The sequence below is a fragment of the Acinetobacter sp. NBRC 100985 genome, from assembly GCF_000241225.1.
Lineage (GTDB): Bacteria > Pseudomonadota > Gammaproteobacteria > Pseudomonadales > Moraxellaceae > Acinetobacter > Acinetobacter venetianus.
In genome coordinates, this window is sequence record NZ_BAEB01000028.1 from 20,399 (window position 1) to 37,489 (window position 17,091).

The window sequence follows — 17,091 nt, forward strand, 5'->3', positions numbered from 1 at the left end:
GTTACACGTAGAAGACCTTAGTTTATGAATAAATTCCTACGTATAGCGCACTACTCTCCAGATTGTATTTCTATTATTACAGTCCTTCTGCCTGAGAGTTTCCGGGGTCGTTGCTCCTTCGGCGAGTTCTTTGCAGAACCTCTCTCCCGCAATAATATTTATATCCATATAAGCAATATATATGCCGTCTCAACATTCCAACACTAAAATCTTGTAATTGTTTGTAGGTCAAGACTTGCTCTATATTATCAGTGAAATAATAAAAAAGCAGGTTAAATAACCTGCTTTTTCAAATTAAAATTTACATTGTAAAATTTGATCTGATAGTTGACCTTTCCAAAGATCACGTAAGGTTGGTAAATAGAATTTTTCACCAATCATAACCAGTTCCGCATCAATAAGCGCATGAATCTCATGCATCAAGATATAATCCAAAGCAATCAATGATAATTGCTGATGTTTTTGAGAAATTTGCTTACGTTTGATTTGTGCTTTTTTAACCAAGTCATTCGCAAAGTTCTTATCTTTATAAGCTGTAATTGCGCTCAAACGAAGCTCGATAATCCCCCAACCTTCTAATAGTTTTTTAAATGTTTCAAAGTCTTTTGACGTTGCTTCCCACGTCACATTCTCCAAGTTATTGTCCTCTGGTAAAACAGGTAACAATAAATCCGCAGTACTTGGGAAAATTTTCTTTAAATTCAACAGAAACTTAACAGGATTTTCGTTTGGAAGATCAGCAAACTGGATGTTAGTTTTAGTATCTGTTAAATAGATATTCAGCATAATGAAGCAACAATCAAATAAATCAAAAGCATATTGTACGCAGTTCACTTTATAAAAACTACTCATAAAAAATCCCTCTTTAAAAGAAGGATTCTTTGTTCAATGCTAAGGCTTACTTACTATTTGGAGAGACCATATTTTCAGGTTTGACTACCTCATCAAATTGCTCTGCTGTCACCAGTCCAAGTTCAACCGCAACTTGTTTTAATGTCTTATTTTCCTTATAAGCTGTTTTAGCAACTTTGGCCGAGTTTTCATAACCAATTACTGGATTCAGTGCTGTTACCAACATCAATGAGTTATGTAAGAAGTAATCAATTTTCTCTCTATTCGGCTCAATACCCACCGCACAGTGATCATTAAAGCTATTGCACGCGTCACCAAGCAACTGAATGGATTGTAATAAGTTATATGCAATGACAGGCATGAAAACATTAAGTTCAAAATTACCTGATGCACCTGCAACGTTAATCGTAGTGTCATTACCTAAGACTTGAGCAACAACCATTGTCATTGCTTCGCTCTGAGTAGGATTGACCTTACCAGGCATAATACTCGATCCAGGTTCATTCTCAGGAATACGAATTTCTCCAAAGCCACAACGAGGGCCGCTCGCCAACCAACGAATATCGTTGGCAATTTTATTTAAACTCGCAGCCAGTGTTTTCAACGCACCTGAAGCAAAAACAGCGGCATCACGCCCCGCTAATGCCTCAAATTTATTGGGAGCAGTGACAAATGGTAAACCCGTAAGCATTGCAAGTTGCTCTGCTGCTTTCACTGCATAATCAGGATGCGCATTCAAGCCCGTACCCACAGCTGTACCACCCAAAGGCAACTCATATAAACCAGCCAATGCTTGATTTAAACGCTTCAATCCATGTTCTAGCTGAGATACGTAGCCGCTAAACTCTTGACCTAGAGTCAAGGGCGTCGCATCTTGCAAATGTGTGCGACCAATTTTAACAATGGCGTCAAACTCTTCAGATTTTCGCTGTAAAGTTTCTTTCAGCTTCTCAACAGCAGGAATGAGTAACTCATTGATTTGCAAACTAGCAGCAACGTGGATTGCCGTTGGGAAGGAATCATTGGTTGATTGCGCCCGATTGACATGATCATTTGGATGTACTGGTTTTTGAGCACCGAGCGCTTGACCTAGTTTTTGATTCGCAATATTTGCAATCACTTCATTGCAATTCATATTGCTCTGCGTACCAGAACCTGTTTGCCACACGACCAATGGAAATTGTGAATCCCATTGTCCAGCAATCACTTCTTCAGCGGCGCCCACAATATATTGACTTAGATCTTCAGGAAGTTGTTTCAGCTCCGCATTAGTTATCGCAGCAGCTTTTTTTACCAAACCCATTGCACGAATCATTGCGCGCGGTAATCGCTCTTGCCCTATTTTAAAGTTTTGTAAGCTACGCTGAGTTTGAGCGCCCCACAAAGCTTCATCAGGGACTTCAACTTCACCCATTGTGTCATGTTCAATACGCATTTGCATAAACAACCTCTGCTCTATTTGGTTGAAAATATTTTGGGCTGAAGCAAATAGATGCTTTGGCTAATCAATATCCATTAAAAATTTATTGGAATATTTAATAGATAGTTATTATCCTAATTAAACCACGCATTAATGTAAATAAGAATCATTATCTTAATTACCTTTTAATGTATTCAAATAAAAACGCCACTCATCTTCAATCATCTGACTTAAAGGCCTTTTTGGTGACCAATTTAAAATGCGTTCGGCTTTTTCAATTTTTGCACCTAGTTGAGCCAGTTCCTGATGTTGATAAACTGCAGGTTGCACGCGTACTTCAGTTTGAGTTACTTTTGAAACTTCATCCAAAAGTACCTGTATTGAAGTCATTTGATCATGTGCAATATTGAAGTTTTCCAAACAACCTTGCTGTGTCGTAAACCAATTCAATGTTGCTAATACAGCATCACAAACATCGAGGACGTGTAAAAAACTCCGCTCAACGGTACCATCATCCGTCTCTGCTTGATTTTGTAATTCAATACAATCACGTTGCATGGCTGCAACTTGTAAAGCCAAAGGCACAATATTTTTAGGAAGTTGAGTAACATATTCACCCAATACGCCATGCTCAAATGCGCCGACGATATTGGACAAGCGAAGATTTACAATCTTCCACTCATGATCAACTCTATAGGTATCCGCGATAATATTTTCTACCATTTGTTGCGTACGAACATATGGATTTGGATAGTTATAATTAAATTCAGTTTCTTCAGTCAGTTTAGCATCAGATTTTCCATAAACGGCTAAACTAGACAGATTAATGAGTTGTCTAACTCCCATTCTCTGCATTGCACGAAGTAAACTCATAATACTGCTGACATTGTCATTGTAGTACTCAAGAGGTTTTAAGTTAGACTCTTCTAGTGATTTAAAACTCGCTGTGTGAATCACGGTATCAATTGAATATTGTTCAAAAACTTTATTTAAGGCAGGCGTATTTCTTACATCAAGCTTCGCAAATGGAATATACATTCCAGAAATATATTCTAGACGTTCCAAGGTCTGCAAAGTCGAATTGGCTAAATTATCAACAATGACGATCTCTTGACCGCGGGCCAATAGACTCAAAGCAATATGCGAACCGATAAAGCCTAAACCACCTGTCACCAAAATCATTGTATACTTACCTTCTTTTTAATATATCCATCATCGTTTTGTCTTCGCGACCATAGTGAATGTTCAATGAGTACACTACTATTAATTACCTCAGCACCTACTTCGATTATGGCTTGGCATGCATTTGGTTTAGCACAAGCACTGCAAAATAAGCATGAGGAATTTCGTGTCTTCTTTTACCAAGACGGTGTTCATGTTGCGAATGATTTACAGTGGTATCCTGATGATCAACGCAACTTAAAACAAGAATGGCAAAAGCTCGGCATTCGACTCCCTGTCTGTGTCAGTGCTGCCCTTGCACGGGGTATCACTGATGCCAGCAATGCACAACGTCATTCACTTCAACACCACAACCTAGCTCAAAGTTTTGAGTTGGTTGGACTTGGAGAGCTTGCTGATGCTGTGCAAAGCTGTTCTCGTTTAATTCAATTTTAATTCAAGTTTTTTAATAGAGTGTTGCTTTAAAAAGGTAAATTGTGTGAAATCTGTACTCGTCATCCTAACGCAGCCCAATTTAACTAGTTTGCAGATCAATGAAAGTTTGTCAGCAACTATGGTTTTAGCAACCTTTGGTATTTCTGTCAAAGTATTATTGAAAGATGCTGCACTCAGTTTATTGGACAATAAATTAGAGTTCGATCAATTGAAATTCGCGTTTAAAATCGCTGCCAATATGGTCGAAAGTTTTGAATTTTACGACCTAACGCCAATATTAGTTGAAACTAAAAATCAGGCACTACCAATCGTAAAAAATACTGATCAGGAAATTGAATTTATCAACATTCAACCTGAGTTGATTCAATCATTTGACCATGTTTTATATTGGTAAGGTCATTTATGCAAAAGTACACTCTTTTTCTTGTTCAAGCACCCTATGCTAATTTAGATAAAATTTGGAATGAGTTGCCTTTGATGGCTCAAGCCAATGATTCTATTGTTGTAATGGGTGAAGCATTACTTCACATTCCTGAGAATATCTTGGCTACTTTTTCTCATATCTACTGTTTAAGTAACGAACAAAACCTACTCAATGACTCAGTAAAAGATCGAATGAGCATTATCGAATATTCGCAATTTGCAAATTTAGTTTTACAATTTGAGCGTTCTATTTCTTTGAAATAGAGAAATATGAAGTTAATTTAAAATTTACTTAGGCTATTTTATGCGATTAGAATTGGATCAAGATGGTCATTTGGTGGATTACACCATTTGGAATCAAGAAGTTGCACAAGAACTCGCTAAATCTTTGGATTTGAAATTAACAGAATGGCACTTTGAGGTGCTTAATGCTGTTCGTCAATTTTATCAGCAGTATGGTCATTCGCCAGCAACTCGTCCGTTGATCAAGTTTTTAATGAAAACTGTGAGTCCTGAAATCAACAATGCCGTGCTGCAACAAAGATTCAATACAGGTTTAGTCGCTCGTCATTTAAGTCGACTTGCTGGTGTGCCTAAACCTGCAAATTGCTTATAAATATCATATTCAAGCAAATTTCTTTGCACAAGCAACACAAATAATGACTGCAACAGTTATCACAAACATTGCAACACTCACTTGCTCATGTAAAAGGACAGCTGCGATTGCAAGCCCAAAAATCGGTTGAAGCAGCTGCAATTGACCAACCGTTGCAATGCCGCCTTGTGCCAAGCCTTTGTACCAAAAAAAGAAACCAATCAGCATACTAAAAATCGATACATAAGCTAAACCCAATTTTGCCTGTAGCGGAATTAACTCGAAATTGGTGGGTAAATACAAATATGAGAGTAATAACATGATCGGAAGTGTTATTAACAAAGCCCAACAAATCACTTGCCAACCACCTAAATGCTTTGACAACTTCCCTCCTTCTGCATAACCAAAACCGCAAAGTAAAATCGCCACTAACATGAAAAAATCACCATAGTTAAATGACCAACTTTGCGTTTGAAACAACATAAAAGCAAAAACAAGAGAAGCACCGAAAATAGCAAATAACCAAAAGATTAAACTTGGTCTTTCGCCACTACGTATGACACCAAAGATAGCCGTAGCTAAAGGCAACAAACCAATAAAAACGATGGTGTGCGCCGCACTCACATACTGTAAAGCAAGTGCGGTAAAGAGTGGAAATCCGACAACAACACCTATCGAAACATATAAGAGAGAAAGCCAGTCTTGCCTTTCGGGTAATTTTTGTCGAGACAGTATGAGGAGAAATAATGCTAAAACACCAGCTATAGCCGCCCTCGCAGCAGTTAAAAAAGTCGGGCTCATATCCATCACGGCAACTCGAGTAGCTGGCAAAGACCCAGCAAATATCACTACGCCAACAAGCCCATTCAACCAACCGTCACGCATCGCTTTCATATATATTCTCCAGACCTATATGGAGAATTTAAACTGTGATAAGGTAATTGCACCATACACAATACAGTACAATATTAAATAACTGTATTGGTATATAAACCAATACAGTTGAGATCATTGATGAAAAATACAAAAATAGATTTTGTGGTATCGCATATCAACGAACAAATTAAGACGCGGTCATTAACCACAGGTTCACGGCTTCCTTCCGTGCGTGCTTTAGCCAAAACTCTGAATCTATCTATCTCAACAATCGTCGAAGCATATGAAAGACTCGCTGCCAAAGGTATGATTGAATCCAAAACAGGTTCTGGTTTTTTTGTCTCGGCACCTTTAGCTCCTTTATCTATCTCAGAAATCCATCCTAAAATAATCGACAGAACGATTGATCCACTTTGGATTTCTAGACAATCTTTAGAAGCGCAACACAATGTTTTAAAGCCGGGCTGTGGTTGGCTACCAGACGACTGGATGCCACACGAAAATATACGCAAAGCCATCAGAACGGTTTCGAAAACCCATGCCAATATCCTGACAGATTACTCAACACCGCTTGGTTTAAAGTCACTTAGAGAATTAATTTCTCGCAGAATCTTGAACAAAGGCATTGAAGCATTGCCTGAACAAATCTTACTGACGGATTCAGGTACACAAGCAATTGATTTAATTTGTCGTTATTTTCTTAAACCAAATGATGTGGTTTTAGTCGATGATCCTTGTTATTTCAATTTCCATGCTTTACTCAAAGTTCATCAAATTCAGATCATTGGTATCCCATATACTCAAACTGGGCCTGATTTAGATGCATTTGCAGAAGCAATCCAGACCCATAATCCTCGGCTCTACATCACCAACTCAGGTATACACAACCCAACAGGTGCTGTATTAACACCAACAACTGCATTTCAAGTTTTAAAATTGGTTGAGAACTCTAATCTCATTGTAATTGAAGATGATATTTTTGCTGATCTTGAATTAAATCCAGCCCCTCGTCTTGCCGCCTTGGATGGTCTTTCTCGTGTGATACAAATCGGTAGTTTCTCAAAAACATTATCTGGTTCTGTACGGACTGGCTATATCGCGAGCAAATCAGAATGGATTGATGATTTGACTGATATTAAAATTGCAACCAGTTTTGGGGGTAATCATCTATCCGCTGAAATTCTGTATATTGCACTTACAGATGGAAGTTATCGTAAATATTTAGAGGAGTTAAAAATACGGCTTGCAAAAGCGATGGATTTTACCATTAAAAATTTAGAAAAATTAGGAATTCAGCCTTGGCTTAAACCTCAAGCAGGCATCTTCTTATGGTGTGAATTAGATAAGCATTTAGATAGTTCTCATATCGCACAAAAATGTCTTGAACAAGGTGTTATTTTAGCCCCCGGAAATGCATTTAGTCAGAGTCAGCAATATCAAAACTTTATCCGCTTCAATGTTGCACAATGCCAAAATCCAAAAATTTTTGAAGTCCTATCTCATGCTATAAAACATGAAATAGAACAATATCCATTATAAATTAAGCTGTTTTTTGCTTTTGCTCAACAAAGGCAAAATATCCTGGACCAGCGGCTACGCGCACATCTTGAACATGAATCTGATCATTACATTCGGAGCAAACTACTTTAGGATTAATTTTTTTTCCACAGCTTTTATGAGTAAATTCAAGCGGCTTCCCCATTCCTAAATCCATCCATTTATCCGCCCACTGCACCATCGCAAGGATAATTGGATATAAATCCAAACCTTTTTCAGTAAGTTGGTATTCAAAACGTTCTTGGCGTTGTACATAAGGAACTTTGACTAAAATTTCATGTTCTACTAAACGCTTCAAACGCTCAGAGAGAACATGCCGCGTCAATCCTAAGCTACGTTGAAAATCATCAAACCGGCGTACACCCATAAAAGCATTCCGCAGAATTAACATTGTCCAACGATCACCCAAAACTGAAAGTGTTCTCGCGACAGAACACGGCTGATCACCAATTTCTTCCCATTTCATTATTATCACCTGATTATTTTTAAAGTTTTAAAAAGACATCTTCCATGTCTTGAACCGTAATGTTTAGAATCTAAACAATATAAAATATACACTAAACCACCTTTGCTATCAGATGCAATATTGGTACTTGGCTAAAAGTGCCAAAAATGTATCGATTCGATAACTTGATGGAAATCAATCAGCTGATAATAAACAATCCAGATAATTCACGACCTGCTTCTAGCTTTTCATTTGCTGGAATTCGCACCAAACAGTTTGCCTGCATCAAATTACTGAGCATATGTGATTGCTGCTTCGCTAAACTTTTCAGCTTTAACTGGCCTTGTTCAAAATAAGCATGCATTCTTAAAAATCGTTCACGCGCATCCGACTTAAGATCGTGGGTTAAAATACCGCTAAACCATGGTATGTCGTGTCGTTGATTTTGCAACGCATCAAGTAAAACTTTGCCATAAACCTGCATTGAAACGTAAACCGCAGCAGGATTCCCCGGTAAACCTAATAAATAGCAGTGGTGTAGATTGTGCTTATATTCAGCAAAAAATAGTGGTTTCCCCGGCTTCTGCTTAACTTTCCAAAAAATTTGCTCGAACCCTGTTTCAAACGCACATGGCCGAACAAAGTCGTAATCACCGACAGAGACACCACCTGTGGTAATAATCACATCGAATTGCTGTTTTAAACGTTCAAAACACTGAGTCACCAATGAGGCTTCATCAGCAATATGTAAGATTTCAACCTCTAGCCCATAGTCTTTAAACCATGCTTTTAAAAGTGGACCATTGGCATCAAAGACTTTACCTGCTTTGAGATCATCTGGTGTTTCAGCGACTTCATCACCCGTGATCACCACAGCCACTTTAGGGATTTTAAATACATTGAGTTGTTGAACACCTGCCATGCTTAAAGCAGCTAATCCACCAATATTGATTTTCTGGTCAACTTCAGCAAGTGTTTGTTCAAGCTGAACTTCTTCACCAGTAAAACGAATATCTGCTTGTGGCTTGATGTGTTCAACTAAACGAATTTTTTGATCCGACTCAATCGCAACAATCTCTTGTCGTGCAACATGCGTCGTCCCCTCTGGCACTTTACCACCCGTAAAAATACGAATCGCCTGCCCATCTAAAAGCCTATGTTCAACATCGCTCCCCGCTTTAATTTCCCCAATAACATGAAATACTTCGTCTTGAAGTTGCTCAGCAGTCGTGTGTAATGCATAACCATCTACTGCACTTTGCGAAAAACTAGGCAAATCAACAGGTGAGACAACATCTTGAGCTAAGTAGCGATTGAGACATTCCCCTAAAGGTAATGTCTCTGTCATTAATGCTTCAGGTGTTGATTGCATCAACGCAAGTGCTTCATCGATGCTAATTAAACCTTTCTCAGCACCACATCCTGACATTATTCATATCCTCCTGGATGCGGTAGATCACGGCAAACATCAAAGATATGTACCAAAGCAGGTAAAATGGCAGCCATTGATTCACTTGCACCACCACGACTTCCCGGTAAAGTCACAATCAATGAACGATCAATAAATCCTGCAACTCCACGCGACATGGCAGCATAAGGGGTACGTTTTTGTCCAAATGCACGCGCTGCTTCCATCAAACCATCCAATTTACGTTCGAGTAATGGTTCTAATGTATCTACAGTAATATCGCGTTTACCAATCCCTGTACCACCAACAGTCATTACGCAAGCATAGGATTTTGTTAACTCTAAAACTAAATCTTTTAATTGTTCAGATTCATCTGGCAAAATTTGATAATGAATCGGATCAAAACCCGCCTCAGTCAAGGTTTCAACCACAGATTTGCCAGCTGTATCAGGTTTACGTCCCGCAGCAACGGTATCAGATAACACAATGACTGCCGCAGAAACAGGTTGACGTAGCATCCGTTTAAAATGTGATTTTCCGCCTTTTTTCTTAAGCAATTTACATTGATCTAGGCATAACTCATTAGGTTCACAATGCGGTTTTAACATATCGTAAATCGTTAAACCTGCAAGACTCGCCGCTGTCAGTGCTTCCATCTCAACGCCTGTTGGCCCAATCGTTTCAACAGTGGCTAAAATCACTACATGATCATCTTGCAACGTATAATCAATATCCGCACGGTAAATCGGTAACGGATGACAAAGCGGAATCAGCTCATCTGTTCTCTTTGCCGCCAAAATACCTGCAATACGTGCTGTTTTAAGTGCATCACCTTTTTCGGTATTTCCATCGCGAAGTAACTGAATACAATGTGGTGGTGCATATAAAATTGCTTGTGCTTCCGCAACACGATAACTTTCGGGTTTCATCCCTACATTTTTCATTTTTACTTCCTAAGACTTAATCGTGTGTATGCTCATGTGCACAATGTTCATGGTGATGATGTTCATGTTTTGCACTTTTTTCTTCTTTAGCTGATGAAGAACTTACTTGCTCGGTTGCATCTTTCCGAATACAGCAACCTTCAACATATTGGCTCGTTCCATCCATGAAAAATTCTTCTTTCCAAATCGGAACTTCATGCTTGACACGTTCAACGGCCTCTTCACAGGCTTGAAACGCTTCACGGCGATGTGCAGCATATGCAATTGCAATAATCGCTGTTTCACTTACGTCCAAATAGCCAATACGATGAATCACGCGAACATAAGAGACTTCTGAATATTTAGCTTTTACGTCTTGTTCGATTTCACGAATCATTTTTTCAGCAACAGGCGTATAAGAGGTATATTTCAATGCCTTAACGGCTTTACCTTCATGGTGATTGCGTACTGTGCCAATAAAAACATCGACACCACCACATTCAGGAAAATCTTGAATCGGATCAAAACTATCCAAGCTTAAAGCCTGATCTTGGACTCTGGCGAACTCACGCATTTTTCATCCTCCAGCTACGGGTGATAATAAAACAAGGGTACATGATGTCGGCAATGAAACTTGTCTTGTCACAATATCTTCACCAATTGCACATGCACATTTTTCCATAGCATGTGCTGCATCAGGATATAATCCAACGATATGTGTTAAAACATCTTGAACCTGTTGATCTGCTGCAAACTCAAATGCAAGTGCCTTTGGTAACAAGCGCTCAATCGCGCCAAAAGCTTCAATTTTGATTTCAATGGTTTGCATATTTTCCTTAGACCACCTTTTTTTTAACTAACCGCCCAGCATGTGCATACTGATTTTACGTACTTGTTGATTCTGTATTGCATGATAACCTTTTGCCTTATGCCAAATATAAGGCTTAATCTGCTGATCAAGTTGTTGAAACGTCTTTTCTTTGATCGCTCGCTGTAGATAAGGTTTGATATTTAAACCTTGTTGAGCAAATAGACAATTATACAATTCACCTTGAGCCGTTAATCGAATCCGATCGCAGTCACCACAAAATGAATGGGTAATCGTTGAGATAATACCTATTGTATATTGGTCATCTAAACGGTATTGACGCGCTGGCTCATGCTGTTGTTGCAAAACATGAATGTCATAATGAGGTTGTAACTGCGCCAAAATATCGGCTTCACTCACCACAGCTTGATCAGTCCAATGTTGATCGCCATCTAAAGGCATAAATTCAATAAAACGCAGTGGAATGTTCTGTTGTTTCGCCCAATTCACCATTGGCAAAATCTGATCTTCATTTTGCCCTTTGATCAGCACACAATTAATTTTAAATGGTAGCCCCACACGTTGCGCTGCTTGGATACCACTCAACACAGGTGCTAAATCTTTTTTCGTAAGTTGTTTAAATTGATCAGCATCCAGACTATCCAAACTAATGTTTAAATCATCCAAACCTGCTTGTTTCAATTGTTCTGCGTATTTCGCCAGATAATGACCATTGGTCGTGATCGAGATTCGCTTTAAGCCAATTGCTCTTAGGCTTTGTAAATCACGAATAAAATGAACCACACCTTTACGCATCAAAGGTTCACCACCTGTAATACGGATATTTTCAATGCCTTGCTTAACCATATATTGGCAAAAGACCAACAAAGCCTCAAAACTCAATAAATCTTGTTTTTTCATCCATTCTGGATGCTCAGGCATACAATAAACGCATTTGAAATTGCATCGATCAGTTACAGAAATCCGTAACTTACGCTTAATACGACCATACTGATCTTGCAAGATCGGTAACATCGTTTCAGGGCTCTCATGCTTCATCATATGCACTCATTTTGGGAACACTTTTCTTCGTCTAAGCACAAGTAGCGTGCATTCTTGTTCTTTGCCCAAACGTAGAAGTTTTAATATAGCAATAATTATTCCAGTATTAAAAGCCAGTTAAGTTCTCAGTAGTTTATTCGTTCAAATAGACAACTCTTTCAATCTACTCATGAAAATACACAATGTCTTGAGTATTTTTGTTGTATTGACATTGCACCACTTTAGATCATAAAAATGAAAATTAGGAATAATGTGGTGCAAAATAGTCAACTCACTTAAGCATCTAACCGTTCTAATCGAACAGGTACATATTTATGATATGGTGTCTTCGACAATGGATCACAATGCTTTGCCGAGGTTAACCGATTCAGTTGTGGCCCAATTGATTCACCATCACGGTAACGAATTCCATAACCATGAGGCAATGACACCACACCTTGACGCATTCCTTCATCTAACTCAACAACGACTTGAATGTTTCCATGTTCAGATACGCATTGCAATGCATGACCTGTTTCCACACCAAAATCAGCAGCATCATGAGGATTCATTCTCAAACGCCCTTCCGCATCCACTTTGCGCCAAGCAGGATCACGATAAATTTGATTGGCATTATAACTACGGCGTTCGCCTGCCAATAAAATAAATGGGAAACTATCACTCAATTTTGCAGCTTGCTGTTTTAACTGAGCCAGCTCAATCAACATCTCAGGAATAGCCAAACGGATTTTTTTATCTTTGTACGCAATCAAGTTCCAAACGTCATCGTATTCATGTTGAGATAATACAATCCCTGAACGTTGTTTCAAAATTGCTTGAAATAGTTTCACACCTAGATTCAAACGATTACCTTGATAGCCGGCTTGTTTCACAGCCTTATAGTGCTGAGCAGCGTATTGCATACATAAAGGTAATAACAAAGCAGTTGATGCAGCATCGTCAGGCAATGTTTTACCTAAGGTTCGATAAACAATTGAAGCGGCAAAAGGAATCTGTTTCTTATTTTTTGCAAAGCTTGCTGCCAAAGCAGTGAAATAAGCAAGAAAAGCTGTTTTGTCCGAATCTTTTTCAGCAATTTTGCTTAAAATTGGAAATTTTTTAGGAATGACCTTCATTGCTTCTAATAAGCGCGTATAAATCTCTGCTTCAGGTAAGGTATTCCCTTGTGGTTTGAATAAAGGATGACGTAAATGGAAACCATTTTTAGGAAATTCTAAGTTAAATCCCGTGAACTCCCATTTCTCAAACTGGCTATGCGCAGGCAAAATATAATGCGCTAAACGTGCTGTTTCAGTCATTGCAACATCCACAACCACCAACAAATCTAAAGACTGAAACGCCTGCTCATATGCTGCCGTATCCGCATAAGTAAGTAATGGGTTGCAACTATCGACAAACACCGCACGAACACGCTGATCACCCGCTTTTAAAATTTCATCTGGCAAAATGTTCGGTGGAAAAAATCCAGAGATTGGGAACATTTTATGATAAACCGTACGGCGATATTTAGGATTTCGCTCATCGGTATTGGTGAGAATTGGGACAAACATCGTGTGTAAATTATTAGTGCCTTGTTTGCCAAAATTCCCAGTCAATAAATACAAAAGCTTTTCTAAGTAACCATTCAAAGTGGTATTTAAAGTGTGTTGAATCCCTAAATCAATCCGCACACAGCCACTTTTGGCTTTGGCAAAATCACGCACGATTTGATAAATCAGTTCTACGGAAACATCTGCTTTTTGAATATATTGTTCGACCGGAACTGCAAGAAAAGCTTTCTTTACTTCTTCAAAGCCATGCGTATGTTGTTGAATAAATGCTTGATCATATAACTCTTCACGCAACATGATCGCAATCATGGCAGACATTAAATAAGAATCTGTTCCAGGCTTTAATTGAACGTGAATATCTGCCTGTTTTGCAGTTTCGGTGACACGCGGATCAAACACCACCATGGTACGATTTGGATCTTTCTTAATATGTTTTAGCGTATCTCGTGCATTTGGAATGCCATGTGCTTGAAACGGATTTGTCCCAATAAAGAGCACATAATCTGCATACTCAACATCTTCAGTGGTATGACATGCCTGACTACCAAACAACCGACCATTGACCCAAAAATCACCTGTTTTCTCTTGCGCCAAAGAGTTATACGCATAAAAACTTTTCATAGCATATAGCAATTGACGACCATAAGCAGCACCCAAATGATTGCCCTGACCACCGCCACCCACCGATGCAAATGCAGTTCCACCATAGGTATTTCGTATATGGACAAGCTGATCAGCAATTTCTTGAATCGCTTGTTCCCATGTAACCTCTGTGAATGAACCATCTGCCTGTCGTTTTAATGGTGAGGTTAAGCGATCAGCATGTTGTTGATAATGCTGTAATCTCGCGGCTTTCTGACAAATATAACCTTGGGAAAAATGATGTTGTTCATCCCCCTTAATTTTTTTGAATTGATTATTTTCAATTTCGACACTTAAACCACAATTTCGTGAGCATAGGATGCATGCTGTCACATCTTGTCTAACGGCTGAGTTTGTCATTTTTATTTCCCCAATTTTTTATTGAAATTGTCCCATTAAACAAATCTGGCCTTCAGAACCAACAACTCGAACAAAGCATTGATCTTGCTCCGTACTGATCTCAACTTGATTATGCCTAGACGGCAATTTCACAGGTTTTAAAAATCGTATATTGATTTGTTTTCTAGACTCAGGCAGAAACTCAAAACTACGAGCAAATACGCCAAAACCATGCAAAACTTTCTGACCAAAACTCGATAGTTTTGCAAGTGGCCCAACCCAGTGTATTGGATTGAAATCACCCGTTAATAGCGCAAATTTAAAGCCATCATCAGCTGTTGCTGACCATTCCCCTAAAGTTTGCCAATTTTTTTGATCTATCTTCTCAATACGTTTCATCTTTTTGAAATTTGGCAAAATAAATGCCATATGCAATACGGCTTCAATCAACTCTGGTTCGATGACTGTCCCTGTTTTGATCTGCACCGAAACTCTAGCGAGACCATTGCGTTCGTCAACCTGTGAAATTTTGGCTTGAACCATGAGCTTTTCATTTCGAGGAAGCTCACCATGTATCGTCAAACTTACCCCTTGATTGATCACTTGGCTCAATGGATAACTGGTTTGCAATAATAATCGTGTCGCAAACGATAATCCCCATTGTGAAACCATATGCGCGGGGATTGAGTTGTTATATTTATTAGGTGATGCACCACTCCATTGAATATAGTGCTCAATCAATTTAGTACTTGGTGGATCAATAATTTCCGTAATCGGAGCTAAAGCTTGCCAATTCACTGTGGCTACTTTCTTTTTAGCAATACTTCGCAACCCGATCTTACCCAATCCTACTAGCGTTGCTTGATGTTCAAACAGAAATTGCAGAGGTATCTGCTGATAACGTAAGGCGACCATTTGGCGCTCCTGTTGATTTTATTTTTCTAGCATTCTTATTTTGATCAATCTTAATATAGACATGAACAGAAAATAAGAAGCACAATGTTAAACATATTAGTTCCAAAATAGAACTTATAAATTTAAAGGTCAATAGCTCTTATCAGAAATTCATAAAAACAATGTATCAATCAAAAATGCACTTCATACAAAATAAGCGCTTTTAAAACGTGAAAAATCACTATTCTTGGTTTAATCTCAAGGATATTGAAAAAAGGCTTTGAAAGAACAAAACTCCTTCAAGCTTACATCACTATTGGTTAAATAAATTTCAAGAGAAAATGAATGGATTCAAAGCAAATTCAAGACCTTATTAATCAGCATCCTATCATCAAAGATTTGATTGAACTCAAAGAAACTGTTTGGTTTAATCCTGAATTCACAACACTGGCTGAAGGCTTACCATTTGTTGGTCTAGCCAAAAAAGATATTGATGATGCACGAGATCGTTTAGCACGCTTTGCACCCTACTTGATGGCTGTATTCCCAGAAACGAGTACGACAAATGGCATTATCGATTCAGAACTGACTGCCATTCCAAATATGCAAAAATATCTAAAACAGCATTTTAATCAAAACATTCAAGGTACTTTATGGCTAAAAAAGATAGCCATTTACCCATCTCAGGATCAATCAAAGCACGTGGTGGCATTTATGAAGTGCTTTATCACGCAGAACAGCTTGCACTAAAAGCAAATCTACTCAATCTGAATGATGATTATTCAAAACTGAATAGTGATGAGTTTAGAACCTTCTTTAGTCAATACAGCATCGCTGTTGGTTCTACTGGTAATCTTGGGCTGTCCATCGGAATTATGAGTGCAAAATTGGGCTTCGATGTCACCGTTCATATGTCTGCTGATGCACGCCAATGGAAAAAAGACAAATTACGCTCACATGGTGTCACTGTTGTGGAATACCAGCAGGACTATGGCATAGCTGTACAAGAAGGTCGAAAAGCGGCGTTAAAAAATCCAAATTGCTTTTTTATCGATGATGAAAATTCAAAAACATTGTTTTTAGGTTATGCCGTTGCTGGTGAGCGTTTAAAACAACAATTGACTCAACAAGGAGTCATTGTTGATCAAACACACCCTCTATTTGTTTACTTACCTTGTGGCGTTGGTGGTGGGCCTGGTGGCGTTGCTTTTGGTTTGAAAATGGCTTTTGGAGATAACGTTCATTGTATTTTTGCAGAACCCACTCATTCACCGTGCATGTTACTCGGCGTAGCAACAGGTCTACATGATGAAATTTCAGTTCAAGATATCGGTATTGACAATGTCACAGCTGCGGACGGATTAGCTGTAGGTCGTGCATCAGGTTTTGTTGGTCGAGCAATGCAACGGTTATTGGATGGTTTTTATACATTGGATGACCAAACCATGTACAACCTGCTTGGGATGCTCAATCAGTCTGAAAGTTTAAAGCTAGAACCTTCTGCTTTGGCTGGAATGCTTGGCCCAGTTCTGGTTCATTCACATTCAGACTATATTGATTTACATCAATTTACTGAGCAACAACTTCAGAATGCAAATCATATTGTTTGGGGTACTGGCGGTGGGATGGTACCAGTAGAGGAAATGCAAAAATACCTTAGCAAAGCTTCTGCATAATCTC

Annotated in this window: 17 protein-coding genes, 1 pseudogene and 1 riboswitch; of the genes and pseudogenes, 6 read left to right on the plus strand and 12 right to left on the minus strand. The window is 38.7% G+C overall.

Annotated features, from left to right (window positions below; translation table 11 throughout):
- Positions 1–69: 69 nt before the first annotated feature.
- Positions 70–159, minus strand: a riboswitch (glycine riboswitch).
- A 135-nt stretch (positions 160–294) separates the two neighbouring features.
- The 3 genes from ACT4_RS10935 to ACT4_RS10945 all read right to left on the minus strand — a co-directional run bounded on the left by ACT4_RS10935 (position 295) and on the right by ACT4_RS10945 (position 3,454).
- The gene (locus tag ACT4_RS10935) at positions 295–786 is read right to left on the minus strand and encodes a hypothetical protein (RefSeq protein ID WP_026094090.1); all 492 of its coding nucleotides are present in this window, start codon (positions 784–786) and stop codon (positions 295–297) included.
- 112 nt (positions 787–898) lie between these two features.
- Positions 899–2,293 carry a class II fumarate hydratase gene (fumC, locus tag ACT4_RS10940; RefSeq protein WP_007482250.1) on the minus strand — a complete coding sequence of 465 codons (1,395 nt, stop codon included), beginning with the start codon at positions 2,291–2,293 and terminating at the stop codon, positions 899–901.
- A 153-nt stretch (positions 2,294–2,446) separates the two neighbouring features.
- Positions 2,447–3,454 carry an SDR family NAD(P)-dependent oxidoreductase gene (locus ACT4_RS10945; protein WP_007482252.1) on the minus strand — a complete coding sequence of 336 codons (1,008 nt, stop codon included), beginning with the start codon at positions 3,452–3,454 and terminating at the stop codon, positions 2,447–2,449.
- Positions 3,455–3,520: 66 nt separating this feature from the next.
- On the opposite strand from ACT4_RS10945, the gene tusD reads away from it, so the two are divergent.
- From tusD to ACT4_RS10965, 4 genes are read left to right on the plus strand one after another with little or no spacing between them, the layout of a single operon-like run.
- Entirely contained in the window at positions 3,521–3,889 is a 369-nt protein-coding gene (tusD, locus tag ACT4_RS10950) for a sulfurtransferase complex subunit TusD (protein ID WP_007482254.1), read from the plus strand.
- 43 nt (positions 3,890–3,932) lie between these two features.
- Positions 3,933–4,283 carry a hypothetical protein gene (locus ACT4_RS10955; RefSeq protein WP_007482256.1) on the plus strand — a complete coding sequence of 117 codons (351 nt, stop codon included), beginning with the start codon at positions 3,933–3,935 and terminating at the stop codon, positions 4,281–4,283.
- Between the two features lie 8 nt (positions 4,284–4,291).
- Positions 4,292–4,576: a hypothetical protein gene (locus tag ACT4_RS10960; protein WP_034604997.1), complete on the plus strand. Its 285-nt coding sequence runs from the start codon at positions 4,292–4,294 to the stop codon at positions 4,574–4,576.
- Positions 4,577–4,616: 40 nt separating this feature from the next.
- Positions 4,617–4,928 carry a TusE/DsrC/DsvC family sulfur relay protein gene (locus ACT4_RS10965; RefSeq protein ID WP_007482261.1) on the plus strand — a complete coding sequence of 104 codons (312 nt, stop codon included), beginning with the start codon at positions 4,617–4,619 and terminating at the stop codon, positions 4,926–4,928.
- A gap of 9 nt (positions 4,929–4,937) precedes the next feature.
- On the opposite strand, the gene ACT4_RS10970 is transcribed toward ACT4_RS10965, so the two are convergent.
- A complete protein-coding gene (locus ACT4_RS10970) occupies positions 4,938–5,801 on the minus strand; it encodes a DMT family transporter (RefSeq protein ID WP_007482263.1) in 864 nt (287 codons plus the stop codon).
- Positions 5,802–5,921: 120 nt separating this feature from the next.
- Between ACT4_RS10970 and ACT4_RS10975 the strand changes: the two genes are divergently transcribed.
- Complete coding sequence (locus tag ACT4_RS10975) at positions 5,922–7,322, plus strand: PLP-dependent aminotransferase family protein (protein WP_007482265.1); 1,401 nt, start codon at positions 5,922–5,924, stop codon at positions 7,320–7,322.
- Between the two features lies 1 nt (position 7,323).
- On the opposite strand, the gene ACT4_RS10980 is transcribed toward ACT4_RS10975, so the two are convergent.
- From ACT4_RS10980 to ACT4_RS11015, 8 genes are all read right to left on the minus strand, one after another.
- Entirely contained in the window at positions 7,324–7,806 is a 483-nt protein-coding gene (locus ACT4_RS10980) for a helix-turn-helix domain-containing protein (RefSeq protein ID WP_007482267.1), read from the minus strand.
- A gap of 178 nt (positions 7,807–7,984) precedes the next feature.
- Positions 7,985–9,214 (minus strand): molybdopterin molybdotransferase MoeA, encoded by a 1,230-nt coding sequence (locus ACT4_RS10985; protein WP_007482268.1) that lies wholly within the window; start codon positions 9,212–9,214, stop codon positions 7,985–7,987.
- Positions 9,214–10,137, minus strand: coding sequence for a bifunctional molybdenum cofactor biosynthesis protein MoaC/MoaB (gene moaCB, locus ACT4_RS10990; RefSeq protein WP_007482269.1), 924 nt, complete (start codon positions 10,135–10,137; stop codon positions 9,214–9,216). The genes ACT4_RS10985 and moaCB overlap by 1 nt, the downstream gene beginning before the upstream one ends.
- A 16-nt stretch (positions 10,138–10,153) precedes the next feature.
- On the minus strand, positions 10,154–10,690 hold the full coding sequence (locus ACT4_RS10995) for a molybdenum cofactor biosynthesis protein MoaE (RefSeq protein ID WP_007482270.1): 537 nt from the start codon (positions 10,688–10,690) through the stop codon (positions 10,154–10,156).
- Positions 10,691–10,693: 3 nt separating this feature from the next.
- Complete coding sequence (locus tag ACT4_RS11000; protein WP_007482271.1) at positions 10,694–10,945, minus strand: MoaD/ThiS family protein; 252 nt, start codon at positions 10,943–10,945, stop codon at positions 10,694–10,696.
- Positions 10,946–10,972: 27 nt separating this feature from the next.
- Positions 10,973–11,992: a GTP 3',8-cyclase MoaA gene (moaA, locus tag ACT4_RS11005; RefSeq protein ID WP_374750108.1), complete on the minus strand. Its 1,020-nt coding sequence runs from the start codon at positions 11,990–11,992 to the stop codon at positions 10,973–10,975.
- Between the two features lie 269 nt (positions 11,993–12,261).
- Positions 12,262–14,538: a molybdopterin-dependent oxidoreductase gene (locus ACT4_RS11010; RefSeq protein WP_007482276.1), complete on the minus strand. Its 2,277-nt coding sequence runs from the start codon at positions 14,536–14,538 to the stop codon at positions 12,262–12,264.
- An 18-nt stretch (positions 14,539–14,556) separates the two neighbouring features.
- A complete protein-coding gene (locus tag ACT4_RS11015) occupies positions 14,557–15,432 on the minus strand; it encodes a MaoC/PaaZ C-terminal domain-containing protein (RefSeq protein WP_007482278.1) in 876 nt (291 codons plus the stop codon).
- A gap of 324 nt (positions 15,433–15,756) precedes the next feature.
- On the opposite strand from ACT4_RS11015, the pseudogene ACT4_RS11020 reads away from it, so the two are divergent.
- Positions 15,757–17,087: pseudogene (locus tag ACT4_RS11020) on the plus strand (D-serine ammonia-lyase).
- The last annotated feature ends 4 nt before the right edge of the window (positions 17,088–17,091 follow it).